This window comes from Pseudomonas fluorescens (assembly GCF_018614775.1).
GTDB classification, from domain to species: Bacteria; Pseudomonadota; Gammaproteobacteria; order Pseudomonadales; family Pseudomonadaceae; genus Aquipseudomonas; species Aquipseudomonas fluorescens_BY.
Map to the genome: position 1 here is coordinate 1 of NZ_JAGGOF010000064.1, position 12,300 is coordinate 12,300.

General features: G+C 59.5%; 13 protein-coding genes and 1 tRNA gene. 6 read left to right on the plus strand and 8 right to left on the minus strand.

All coding sequences use genetic code 11. The features are described 5' to 3' along the window. Positions 1-164: 164 nt before the first annotated feature. The 4 genes from J7E36_RS17280 to J7E36_RS17295 are packed head-to-tail and all read right to left on the minus strand — an operon-like array spanning position 165 to position 4,308. The gene (locus tag J7E36_RS17280) at positions 165-2,249 is read right to left on the minus strand and encodes a DUF6311 domain-containing protein (protein ID WP_215005248.1); all 2,085 of its coding nucleotides are present in this window, start codon (positions 2,247-2,249) and stop codon (positions 165-167) included. Continuing rightward, on the minus strand, positions 2,246-2,581 hold the full coding sequence (locus J7E36_RS17285; protein ID WP_215005337.1) for a GtrA family protein: 336 nt from the start codon (positions 2,579-2,581) through the stop codon (positions 2,246-2,248). Before J7E36_RS17285 ends, J7E36_RS17280 begins: the two co-directional genes overlap by 4 nt. 44 nt (positions 2,582-2,625) lie before the next feature. Beyond that, positions 2,626-3,336, minus strand: a complete 711-nt coding sequence (locus tag J7E36_RS17290; protein ID WP_215005251.1) for a class I SAM-dependent methyltransferase — start codon at positions 3,334-3,336, stop codon at positions 2,626-2,628. Between the two features lie 3 nt (positions 3,337-3,339). Then, complete coding sequence (locus tag J7E36_RS17295; RefSeq protein ID WP_215005254.1) at positions 3,340-4,308, minus strand: glycosyltransferase family 2 protein; 969 nt, start codon at positions 4,306-4,308, stop codon at positions 3,340-3,342. Positions 4,309-4,611: 303 nt separating this feature from the next. Here J7E36_RS17295 and J7E36_RS17300 point away from each other — a divergent pair, with 303 nt between their 5' ends. From J7E36_RS17300 to J7E36_RS17325, 6 genes are all read left to right on the plus strand, one after another. Next, positions 4,612-4,803 (plus strand): YegP family protein, encoded by a 192-nt coding sequence (locus J7E36_RS17300; RefSeq protein ID WP_215005256.1) that lies wholly within the window; start codon positions 4,612-4,614, stop codon positions 4,801-4,803. 130 nt (positions 4,804-4,933) lie between these two features. Further along, on the plus strand, positions 4,934-5,740 hold the full coding sequence (locus J7E36_RS17305; RefSeq protein WP_215005259.1) for an AraC family transcriptional regulator: 807 nt from the start codon (positions 4,934-4,936) through the stop codon (positions 5,738-5,740). 107 nt (positions 5,741-5,847) lie between these two features. Then, positions 5,848-6,216, plus strand: a complete 369-nt coding sequence (locus J7E36_RS17310; RefSeq protein ID WP_215005340.1) for a cupin domain-containing protein — start codon at positions 5,848-5,850, stop codon at positions 6,214-6,216. Between the two features lie 155 nt (positions 6,217-6,371). Continuing rightward, positions 6,372-6,812, plus strand: a complete 441-nt coding sequence (locus J7E36_RS17315) for a hypothetical protein (protein ID WP_215005262.1) — start codon at positions 6,372-6,374, stop codon at positions 6,810-6,812. A 30-nt stretch (positions 6,813-6,842) separates the two neighbouring features. Then, positions 6,843-9,773 carry a DUF4132 domain-containing protein gene (locus J7E36_RS17320; protein ID WP_215005264.1) on the plus strand — a complete coding sequence of 977 codons (2,931 nt, stop codon included), beginning with the start codon at positions 6,843-6,845 and terminating at the stop codon, positions 9,771-9,773. Between the two features lie 418 nt (positions 9,774-10,191). Then, positions 10,192-10,545, plus strand: a complete 354-nt coding sequence (locus J7E36_RS17325) for a DUF6124 family protein (RefSeq protein ID WP_215005268.1) — start codon at positions 10,192-10,194, stop codon at positions 10,543-10,545. A gap of 123 nt (positions 10,546-10,668) precedes the next feature. Here the strand turns inward: J7E36_RS17325 and J7E36_RS17330 are convergent, their stop codons facing one another. From J7E36_RS17330 to purC, 4 genes are all read right to left on the minus strand, one after another. Continuing rightward, a complete protein-coding gene (locus J7E36_RS17330) occupies positions 10,669-10,953 on the minus strand; it encodes a type II toxin-antitoxin system RelE family toxin (protein WP_215005271.1) in 285 nt (94 codons plus the stop codon). Positions 10,954-10,963: 10 nt separating this feature from the next. Then, the gene (locus J7E36_RS17335; protein WP_215005343.1) at positions 10,964-11,197 is read right to left on the minus strand and encodes a type II toxin-antitoxin system Phd/YefM family antitoxin; all 234 of its coding nucleotides are present in this window, start codon (positions 11,195-11,197) and stop codon (positions 10,964-10,966) included. 212 nt (positions 11,198-11,409) lie between these two features. After that, positions 11,410-11,499, minus strand: a tRNA-Ser gene (locus J7E36_RS17340). A gap of 83 nt (positions 11,500-11,582) precedes the next feature. Beyond that, positions 11,583-12,296: a phosphoribosylaminoimidazolesuccinocarboxamide synthase gene (gene purC, locus J7E36_RS17345; RefSeq protein WP_215005273.1), complete on the minus strand. Its 714-nt coding sequence runs from the start codon at positions 12,294-12,296 to the stop codon at positions 11,583-11,585. Positions 12,297-12,300 lie beyond the last annotated feature (4 nt).

The window sequence follows — 12,300 nt, forward strand, 5'->3', positions numbered from 1 at the left end:
AGCGGGCTTGCTCGCGAAGGCTGCCTCACAGCCCGCCCATCTCTCCCGGCGGTACCTCACTCCACATGTGGGAGCGAGCCTGCTCGCGATGGCGGTGGCTCAGCTTGCATGAGGTTGGATGTGAGACTGCCTTCGCGAGCAAGCCCCACACAAGCTGAAGGCGATCACTTCACCATCAGGGATTTCAGCCCCAGGCCCATGACTCGCTCGTCTCCTCCCAACCCCAGCGCTTTCGGGCTGACGGCATCGGGCAAATGGAAATGCACGCGCACCTGCCCATCAGCACCCATCGCTTTCCGAACGGTTGGTGTCAGGGGCAGTTCAAGGGTGTTGTCCTGCAGGCGATTGAACTGGGTCGACAACGCCGCAATACCATTGATCGAAACCTCGACCCGCTGGCTCGGGTGCACCGTCTGCACAAATGCTGCCGCTTCGATGGTGATGGATCGGGCCTCTGTCGGCACACGCAGCACCATCTCAGCCTCCGTGCCTTCGGACCAAATGCCCCAATCCTCGACACGTCCCCAGCCACTGACCAACATGGCATTGGGGCGGTTGAAGACCTGGCGTTCGCCTGCCTTGACCTGCACGTCGAGGTTTTCGTCTTCGACCGGTCGGCATTGGGCGCAAGACTTCCAGCCCGGCGCCAGCACCACGAAGCCATCGATGCGGGACAACAGGTCGGTCTGGCGATTGATGGTTTTGGCCGCCTGGAGCGTGGCGCGGCTGTCGAGGATGTACAACGAGTCCGCTTCATATTGGCCGGTGGCAAGCATCTGATCAGCATGCTGTTGGGCCCGTTCGATCTCACGGGTACCCATTCGTCCCAGGTACACGCTATCGGTTTTCAAGCGGTGATTCAGCGCGTATTGGCTGGTCAGGAGCCAGTTGTCCGGCTGATTCCCGGGCATCAATGCGCGGACTTTCGAATAATGATTGGCCGCGCTGGCCCAGAACGGGTCCTTCATCGGTGTGGGCCAACTTGAGGCGACGGGCACCATCCGGCTCATGCGCAGACCCGCCCATCCAGCGCGGGTGTCCAGGATCTGGACAAACAGGGCCATGACCAACAAACACCCGACAGTTCGCGGTTTGTTGCCCCGGACGACCAGAAAGATGATGGTAAACACGAGGATATAGAACACCGGCCAGAACATCCGTCCGGCCGCGCGAAAGACGTTCGCGGCCTTCTCCAGGGGTCCCGGCAACCAATAATGCAGATTTACCATGCCGATGCCTGGGGAATTGGTCAGCGAAAACAGCGTCAGCCCGATCAACGCCAGTAGCAACCACCGCCTGTGGCGCACGGTTTTCGTGAAACCGGTGTTGCCTTGCAGCCATGCCACGCCGGCGCAGATCGCCAACATCAACACGCCCAATCCCAGGTAGTTGAAACCTTCGTAGTCTCCCGGCCCTTGAGGCATGTCCCGCAAGATGTGCGACCAGCCGCTGGGGTTCACCAGCGACATGACATTCAGGCGATACAAGCCATAACCCCCCGCCACGGTCCCGCCGCCCACACTGAAATAACCGGCCTGCCAACAGCAGAACGCGACCAGCAGAAACACACCGATCAGCTCGATCCAGGCACTGCGCCTGGGCAAACAGCCCTTACGGCTTCGGTCGGCAAGGTCCGCCAGCCAGATCAATGCCACCATGGCCAACAGATAGGCATGCACCAGCGCCGTCGCGGCCAATAACGCCCCCCAGGCCAGCCGGCGCTTCTCCAGGCCAGGCCGCAACCCCAGGTACAAGGCCGCCAGGATCAGGAAGTGCCCGGACAGCGAAAGGTGCCCCCCCATCCGCAGAAACATGGGCGGTGAAAACACAAACAGGCCGGTTCCCAACAGCCGGATCCACACCGAGGGCGACAGCAGCCCCATCAATTTCCAGGCGAACCAGGCTTGCAGGACAAAGCAGGCCAGCAGCCAGAAACCGAAGTACTGGAACGTCTCCGGGAGCCAGGCGTTGAAAGGCTTGAACATGAGCGCCAGCAGCGGGTTGGAATCGGAAAAGATGATCCCGTTGCCCAACTCCAGCCCATAGGACGGGTTCATCCCCAGCGGAAACGTCCAGGGTGAGTGGCGGAAAAATGCCCAGCCCATGTAGTGGGTTGCCGCGTCGCCCTCCCCCAGCCAGGCGATGTTCGTCGGGTCCAACACCCGAGGGCCAATCACCAGGAAAAAAGCCAGCACGCCCAACAGCACGGGCAACAGGAAAACCGGATAACGCACACCACGAACGGTCATCGATACGTCCAGAAATTATGCAGGATGAAGGTAAACAGCGGGATGACCAGGGCCACCGCCGCGATGCCCGCCAGGTAATCCAGGCCGACCTGCTGGGCCACCCAGGCCACCAGCATCGCCAACCAGAACCCGCCAATCGACACCACCACGAAACGGACGAGGGTGCGGCCCTGCAACTGGCTGGAAAAACTCCACAGCGTGTTGATCAGGTAGGAAACGAATGTGGCAACCACAAAGGCAAAGCCATTGGCCAGTGGCGGGTTCGCCAGCACCAGATGCATGAACGCCACGGCGGCGGCCACGTGTATCCCGGTGACGAACAGGCCCGTCATGGCAAAGCGCAGGGCGCGTCGCAACAACGGCGAGTGCCTCCAGGTCACGGCTTCTGTGCCAGGCAAAACACCGTCAGGCCGGCGACACGGTTGGCGCCCATGAATGGCCGCTCCAGGCTGCACAAGGCCTTCAATACACCGTTGATCAGCGGATGATGCCGGGAAAGCTGAGACTTGGCGGCCTCGCCGCGAGTGTTGCGTTGCAACAGGCGCAGGCCGGCAGCAATCGGGAACACCAGGCCGAAATAATAGGCCCCCTGCTGGACTTGCAAACCCGCCTGCGCCACGACACTTTCCAGCTGTTTGAGGGTGTAGCGGCGCTTGTGCTCGAGAAAGTCGTCATGACCGCTCCAGAGAAACTGGAACGCCGGCACAGTGATCAGGAAGCGGCTGCCAGACGGCACTTTATCGACATAGGCCTTGAGCAGCCCGACGTCATCATCGACGTGCTCCAGCACATCCATCAGCAGCACCAGGTCGGCGTCCAGCGTGTCGATGGCCCGCCGATAATGAACGGGCTTGCCGGCTGTGAGGGCGTCGGAGTCGTCCGGGTAACTGATGTCCACGCACCACGCCTGGGCCGTCCCGGTGTGGGTCAACAGGTGATGGGAGAAAAAGCCCGACCCGGCGCCCACGTCCAGCAATGTGTGAGCCGATGTGCCCTTGAGCAGGTGACGCATGGCGAGCGCCTTGGAGCGGTAATACCAATGCTGCCCGATGTCGGGCCCCAGGATGTCGGTTTCCTTGAGATCCACGGTTCAGTCCTTAGCGTCATAGATGCGCCGCACCAGGAAAACCGGACGACGCTTGGATTCGATATAGGTGCGGCCCAGGTACTCACCCAGCACGCCGATGCCGATCAGTTGCAAACCGCCCAGGAACGTCACCGCCACCATCAGCGAGGCATAACCCGGCAGGTCGATCCCGGAAATCAGCGTTCGCAGGATGATGAACACCGCAAAGGCAAAAGACACCAGCGAGACGCACAGCCCCAGGTATGTCCAGACGCGCAGCGGCTCGGTGCTGAAACTGGTGATGCCTTCCAGGGCAAAATTCCACAGCCGCCAGCCGTTGAACTTGCTTTCGCCGGCCGCGCGCTCGGGCCTGACGTAATCCACATAAGTAGTGCGAAAGCCTACCCAGGCAAACAGGCCTTTCATGAACCGTCGGGATTCGGGCAGTGTCTGCAGGGCATCGACCACGCAGCGATCCATCAAGCGGAAGTCACCAACGTTCTCCGGCAGCTTGTGGTCGGCGATTTTATTGTGCAGTCGGTAGAAGCTGTTGGCCGAAACCTGCTTGGCCCAGGAATCGGAGTCGCGGTTGACCCGGTGCCCCAGCACTACCTCGGCGCCGTTGCGCCAGTGGGCGATCATCTCGAGGATGACTTCGGGAGGGTCCTGCAAGTCGACATCGATCGGCACCACGGCCTGGCCGCGAGCGGCTTGCAGGCCCGCACTCAGCGCCGCTTCCTTGCCGAAGTTGCGACTCAGGTCGACGATGCGGATGCGTGGGTCGCTCTTCTGCCTTTCCAGCAGCAACGCCAGGGTGTCGTCAACGCTGCCGTCATTGACGAACACCAGTTCCAGGCCCACCCGTGATTCATGGGCAAAGACCTGATCGATCCTGGCGATGAACAGGTCGATGCTCTGGGCTTCGTTGTAAACCGGGATAACAAGCGAAAGCGCTAGACGACCTTGCAAATCCGTTTCTGGATATTCAGTCACTGGATGGCTCTTTTTCTTATTGGTGTTGCGGGCCCCTGACGCCTTTGAGGACGTCCGCGTCGAACCGTATTAAGCAGGACCGGACAAGGCAACGCAAGGATGAAACCGGAACTTGACCCGGACCAACGGGCCGCAAGGTGACCGGTTCCCCGCCAATGGTCGAGCGACCGTTTCAAACCCGCGCCGGTGATATCCGATAACCATTGGAAATGATTTTTCCATGGCCAAAACCATCGGCTTGGCTAGGCTTTGAGCCACATGTGCAACACATGTCTTGACTGAATAATCGCAGGGAGCGAATCGATGTATTTTGAAATCTACCGACAGACCCGCGGCACCCGTGGTACCGGAAAAGGCCAATGGCGCTGGCGCCTGCGAGCCGGCAACCATGAAACGATCGCCAGCGGCGAATCCTATGTGAACAAGGCTGACTGCCTGCACGTCATCGGGCTGATCAAGAACGCCCAGGGCGAGACACCCGTAAAGGAGATCTGACCCGCGTCGTGCTGTTTCGCCTGAGAGGCTGCTCGGCACCCGGGCAGCCTCAACCTGAACAGGCTTTTTTACTGTGGCAAGGCATAACAGGGAGGTATCGTGTGCAAACAACAGCGAGAGGCCGGTCTCCATGACGCAAACCACCCACCGTCGCGATTGGCTGATGCGTGCTCCCGGGGCACGAAACATGGAGCGCATCGAGGCCTATTTCAGCGGTCATGGCTACAACGCCCATCGGCATGACACTTACGCCATCGGCGTCACGCTGTCCGGCGTCCAGAGCTTCAACTACCGGCACAGCAAGCGCCACAGCAAGCCCGGCGGTACCATCGTCCTGCACCCGGACGAGGTCCATGATGGCGAAGCGGGCACGAGCGACGGTTTTCGTTACCGGATGTTCTACATCGAGCCCTCGATGATCCAGCAAGTGCTTGGCGGTAAACCGTTGCCCTTCATTGAGGGTGGCTTGACCGGTGACCCGCGCCTTAACGCCGCGACCCGCCGACTTTTGAGCAGCCTGGATCAGCCCCTCGATCCACTGGAGGAAGAGGACGCCATCTACGATATCGCCCAGGCCCTCGATAGCGCCGCAGGTAACAGACGTGGACGTCGGTTGCTCGACTACCCGGCAGCGGAGCGGGCACGGCTGTTCATTCATGATGCCCTTGACCAGGTGATCACCCTGGACGACCTGGTGCAGGCCAGCGGCCGGGATCGATGGAGCCTGTCCCGGGACTTTCGTGCGCTGTACGGCACCAGCCCCTACCGCTACATCACCCAGCGTCGCTTGAACGAAGCCCGTCGCCTGGCCTTCCACGGCATGCCATTGAGCGAAGCCGCCCTGGCCTGTGGTTTTTTCGACCAGAGTCACATGACCCGGCTGCACACCCAGGCCTTCGGCATTTCACCGGCACGCTGGATGAACATGCTTCGGTGAAGGTGAATGTCGGGCGCCGAAAAAGCTGCACAATCGTGCAATACCGCTTCCGGCCCGAGCAGTAGGGTTGCGCCTACCACTCCTCACAGCACGAGCCCGCCGTCATGATGACTCACTATTTCCCCATCAACTTCGCTCAGAAATACGCCTTGTTCCAGGACCAGTGGGCGCCGAAAGTCGTGGCCGAAATGAACGACTACCAATTCAAGATCGTCAGGCTGGAAGGTGACTTCGTCTGGCACAGCCACGCCGATACGGACGAAACATTCATTGTCCTGGAAGGCGAGCTTCGCCTCGACTTTCGCGACGGCGCGGTGTTGATCGGCGCCGGCGAGATGTATGTGGTCAAAAAGGGCATCGAGCACAAGCCCAGCGCTGCACAGGAGGTGAAACTGCTGCTGATCGAGCCGCGCGGCGTTCTCAACACCGGCGAAGAAACCAACGAGCGAACAGCGGTCAACGACGTCTGGATCTGAGGGTCTCGGGCCGCTACTACGGCAAGCTAGACGCCTTGGAGAAGTTTCCAGGCGATGCGTACGGTTTGGCAAAACCGTAACGCGCATCAGGCACACTGGCCGCAAGCTTGCTAAGCTGCCTTGCGCCCAACTGGCCTGCTTGCGAGGAGTACGTTATGGAGTTGGTGGTTCATAGCTATTGCCTGAAAGGCGCACGTCAGGAGCCTTTGCTTCCCCCTGTCACCGTGACACCGACCTCACCGACCCTCACGGTCGCCGAGCTTATTCGCCTAACAGTTGCTGAACAGATCGCCGCGCTGTCGGTCCAGCACTGGCTCGAACAGGCGTCCATGCGCGAGGTGCTTGATCGCCAGTACCTGAGCGAGCGGGACATCCGTCGGCAAGCCAGTGAAGGCGCAATCGTCATGCCGCAGGCCAGCGAAGCTCCCAGACTGGATGTCGACGCCGAGATCGAGCGAGCCTTGAAGGGCTTTGAAACCCGCGCATTCCGCGTGTTGCACAATGGCGTCATGCTGCAGAGCCTGGATGACCTCATCGATCTAAGCCCCCCTTCCACGCTTGCGTTTATCCGCCTGATGCCGCTGATGGGCGGTTGATGCCTGTCGTTCATTTCTTCGGACCTCCTCATGCAATCACGCCGTCCCGTACCCGACCAAGCCAGACGCCTCGCTGCACTGAAAGCTTTTTGTGACAGAGCGCTGGATACCTATCCCGAATTCAGCTGCGATGAGCTATTCGAGCTCGATTTCTGGGATGGCTTCGACTTCCTGCGCGTTGCCGATGACTGGGTCAGACAGCATCCACAGGAAGGCACCCGGGCATTGGCTGACGGTTTTGTGTTTCCGACCGTCTGGGAAGACCTGGAAGACCGCCGCGACCAACAGCGCTACGGCTTACAGTACCGCCTCTGCGATGCGTGGATCACGGCTCACCCCGATGCCTACGCACTGGAGCAGATCGGTGCGCGATTGCAGCATATGCTGCAATTTGCTTTCGAGGACAGCGACTATCCACTGCCCACGGAGGACGACAGCCCTGCCTATTACCGCAGACGTCCAGAACACGCCTGGGCCTTCCCCGATGTGCCGACGTGCATCAACCGCCTGAGCAACTACCCGCCCACTCCCGCCTGGCAGACCTTTGCCGAATGGTTGCTGGACGGCAGCTGGAACCGTGTGCAGCCCCCTTCCCCGCCTGATGAAGAGCAACGGAAAGTCGCTGACGCGTTTCTCTACGTGCACAAGGACATCGAGCGCATTGCTTTGGCCCTGATGGAGGCTGGCCGGCTCGATTACCCTCGCTTCGTCCGGGCGGCCAATACCTGGGGTCGCGCCATGATGTTCTACACGGACGACACCGGGCTTGCCAGCGATGACATAGACCTGAGTCGGTACGCCGATGAAGCGTTCGACGAGGACGCTCCGGATGACGAAGCCCCTGACGACGAGGGACTCGAGGCAGAGCAACTTCAGGGTGAAGATCCCCTATTTGAAGAACCGGCCGAGGTGCCACCTGAACTGGCGAACTTCACCGTTCGTTATGTCGAAGATGCCCTGGCCGGATTACCCGACAATGCCGCGAAGCTGGCTGACACCTTTCGTTCGGTAGAGGTCTATCAGACCCGCTGGATGCTGCAGGCACTGGCGGTTATCGAACGACTGGGCATGACCCCTGACACCTTCTATGACAGCTTTGGCAATACCGCCGCCGTGCTCGAACGTTTCCTATTGCTCCAGGAATTGCCCGGGGACGCATCGCCGGAGCTGCTCGCGGCGCTGACCGGCTTTTCAAGAAATACCCTGCTGACTGCCCTGCCCTACGCCGGGCAGGCCAGCCGAGTGATACTCGACGCGCTCGGCTGGCATGACCTGCAAGCCTTTCAGCGTGAGTACCTGAACATCGCCCTCGCCCCTCGGTCCGGCTGGGGCAGCGACCTGCCCAATTCATTGGATGAAACCGTAGGTGTGGTGGACCGCTACCTGCTGGACAAGGCGCTGGCCGAGGCCGACCCGCAGCACTTGCGCGAATACCTCGCCGCACTCGCCCAGTCGCACTGGGCGTTTCCCGAAACGCGCGTGCTGCTCGACGCCTATCAGGGCATCGGTCGACCGGCACTGGAAAAGAAGTTGACCCGCCATGCACAGTCGGCGATGCGCATCTATGGGGTATTCCCCGTCACGCATCCGGACGACGTACGCCAGCGCTATCTGACGCTGAAGAAACTGCACAAGGAGGTGCGCAAGTACGGTGCTCAACGGCAGGCCAACTCCCACTCAGCGGTGCAGGCAGGGTTGGAAAACCTGGCGCGTGTTGCCGGTTATCCCTCGGCGATTCGCCTGGAATGGGCGATGGAATCGGAGATCGCCGAATCCGCCCTGACGGCCGCCACCATCGATGGCTATGACGTCACGGTGGTGATCGACGGCCTGTCGCCCACGTTACGCATCTGCAAAGGCGCAAAGACGCTCAAGACCGCACCGCCGGCGATTCGCAAACACGCAGACTTCGTCGCCCTCAAAACCCAGCAGACCCAACTCCAGGAACAGATCGCCCGCTTCTGCCGCACCCTGGAAGCAATGATGAGCAGCGGCGAGACCCTGGTCCTGGATGTTCTGAAGACCCTGTTGAAAATGCCCGCAGTCCGCCTGCTGCTGGAGCAACTGATCGTACAAGCCGATGATGCTGCGCTGGGCTGGCTCGACAGCGCAAGGCTGACGGTGACCGACCTTGAAGGCCGCCAATACGCCATCGAACAGAACCTGCGCATTGCTCACCCTTATCATCTGTTCACGGCAGGACAACTGTCGGCCTGGCAGAAAGAAGTCGTCAGCCATCGCCGCGTGCAGCCGTTCAAGCAGGCCTTTCGCGAACTGTACTTGCTGACACCCGCCGAGCGGGATACGCGCTTGTGGTCCAATCGATTTGCCGGCCACCGCCTGAAAGGCAAAGTCGCCGCCCGGTTGCTGCAGGTGCGCAACTGGTCGACCTCAAGCGTCGAGGACATCTATTACGAGAGCAAGGAGCACGGCATCTACGCCACCTTCAACTTTCTGGAGACCGGTCATTACCTGTCTGAAACCGAACACTTCACCTTCGATACGATAGCGTTCCACCGCGACCAGAAAGCCCTGCCGCTGGAACAGGTACCGCCCCTGCTGTTTTCGGAAGTCATGCGTGATGCCGACCTGCTGGTTTCCGTGGCCCACGCCGCGGACGGCTACAGCACCAGTCACGAAACCCTGCAGCGACGCACCGAACTGGTCGGCGAACTGATCGAGGGGTTGGGACTGCAAAACGTCAGATGTGAGGGGCATTTTCTGCACATTACCGGCCAACGAGCGAACTACCGCATTCATCTGGGCAGCGCAGCCATCCATATCGAACCCGGCAACTACCTGTGCATCGTGCCGGTTGGCGGCAGCGCCCCCGACTTCTATCTGCCGTTCGCCGACACCGACAGGAAAATGGCCGAAGTGCTGAGCAAAATGTTTTTGTTGCTGGACGACATGGACATCACCGACAGCCAGATACTGGAGCAGATAGAGCGGGCGGGTTGATGTTGGGCTTGTTGGCGACTTCGTGTTCTAAGGCGGCTTGGCCTGTTTGACGTGGGGCCCGCAGCCAAACATACCCAGAAACATCAGGCCCATGGAACGAGGCTACGTAACCTTGCGCCTTTGCCTACAACTAAGCCAGAATCCGCCCGCTTGTGCGCCTTGGCCTGCACCGGTAGCTTGGTTCCCGTCACTGATCATCAGTGATCGGGTTTAGCGACCCGAAGGGTATGGACGCATCAGCACTCCTGATCTCGTTGCAGGTATTCATGTCTGCAATGGTTGTAATGGTGGCTGTGCGCGGGAGATCTTCGGGTCTGCCGGGCTCCTGTACCCCCGGTTCGCTAACCTGCGTGCAGCCGCCACCCTTACTTGCTTAGCGACAAGTCATGGTGGCTCAATCAGGTTCAGGAGATTCACCATGTTCAAGGTCACACCCAATCCTCCGGAAACAAACCCCACCGCCACCGGCCTCGACCCGAAAAAAGTCCAGGAAGCTACCGACCGCGCGCTGGATTTCTACTTGAAACCCAAGGATACCGACACCAAAAGCGAACCCGCACCGGGCCAGCTCTTCACGGTCGTCGACGGCATCGACACTGAAAGCCTGCTCGCCAACCTCAGCGAAAACCTCGCCTCGGCCAACGCCATGATCAACGACCTGGCATTCGACCTTGAAGGATCACGCCGACATGTGGCGCTGGGAATTCAGCAAGTGATTAAGCTCAGCGAACTGCTGGCGAATCGGGCGTTGGATAACGTCGATCCGCGCTAGTCCCAAGTCCGTGGCGTTGTAGCGAAATCACCACCTGAAAATCAAACGCCAGAAACGAAAAAGCCCCTGAAATGTTCATTTCAGGGGCTTGGCTCTATCAATTATGTCGAAATGAAAGCTTAGTCAAACTCGACTGGTGGCGACTTCATAAACTTCGTCGTCGCGTCTTGCACCTACACACAGGACCAAGACAATTTCGGTGCCGTTGATGCGGTAGACGATGCGTACATCACCCGTCCGAATTCGACGATAACCGGCAAGCGCTCCACGAAGGGCCTTACCGATCTTATCTGGCTCTCCTTCTGAAATACGCTCGCGTATCACCTTCAGGATCTGCCTTGCCTTGGCATTGCCCAGCTGTTTCAGGTCGTGTTCAACATCGGGGTGAAACCGGACACTCCATTTCATTAGCTGTTGCCTACCTGAAGCAAGCCTCCATATCCTCGAGGCTCACTGTGTTCTGTTCGTCTAGAGTTGTCAGACGCTCGATGGCCAGGCGCTCGGCGCGCAGATCTTCAAGCTCATCCTGCAGGGCTTGATAGGCGTCTACACCTACCAACACCGCAGCCGGCTCGTTGTCTTTGAAAATCACCAGGTGTGTGACCTCTCCACTGGTGACTTCCTTCAATTTCGCACTGAAGCTGCGAACCATCGCTGTTGCGGAGACTGCCTGCTCAGCTCGGTCTAGGAGTGCACTCATGCGCTGGTTGCCTCATTTGTTTGTTAACGACGCTGTTTAGGCGCGCACCCTGAGTATACGTAAAATGATGCGCAAAACAATGCGCATCAAGATCATCCAAATCCCGAAAACGAAAAAACCCCTGAAATGTTCAACCATTTCAGGGGCTTAGTCGTATTCAATAATGGCGGAGAGATAGGGATTTGAACCCTAGGTACTGTCGCCAGTACAACGGATTTCGAATCCGTCCCGTTCGGCCACTCCGGCATCTCTCCAGTGGCGCGCATCATACCAGCACATTCGCCGGAAGCGAACCCCCGAGCGAATTTTTTTCCGTGCTATCAGATGCTTGCGTCGATTACAGCGGCACACCCAGGCGCTGGGCGACTTCTTCATAGGCTTCGATGACGTCACCGAGGCCCTGGCGGAAGCGGTCCTTGTCCATCTTCTTCTTGGTGGCCTTGTCCCAGAGGCGGCAGCCGTCCGGGCTGAATTCGTCACCCAGGACGATGGAGCCGTCGCTGAATACGCCGAATTCAAGCTTGAAGTCCACCAGCAGCAGGCCGGCGTCGTCGAACAGCTTGCTCAGCACGTCGTTGACCTTGAGGGACAACTCCTTCATGCGAACCAGTTGCTCGGCGGTGCCCCAGCCGAAGGCCACGACGTGGGATTCGTTGATGAACGGATCGCCCTTGGCGTCGTCCTTCAGGAACAGTTCGAAGGTGTAGGGGTTGAGTTTCATGCCCTCTTCCACACCCAGGCGCTTGACCAGGCTGCCGGCAGCGTAGTTACGCACGACGCATTCGACCGGGATCATGTCCAGTTTCTTGACCAGGCACTCGTTGTCGCCCAGCAGCTTGTCGAACTGGGTCGGCACGCCGGCGGCTTCGAGTTTCTGCATGATGAAGGCGTTGAACTTGTTGTTCACCATGCCTTTGCGGTCCAGCTGTTCGATGCGCTTGCCGTCGAACGCCGAGGTGTCGTTGCGAAACAGCAGGATCAAGCGGTCGGCGTCATCGGTCTTGTAAACCGACTTGGCTTTGCCGCGGTAGAGTTCTTCACGTTTTTCCATGATG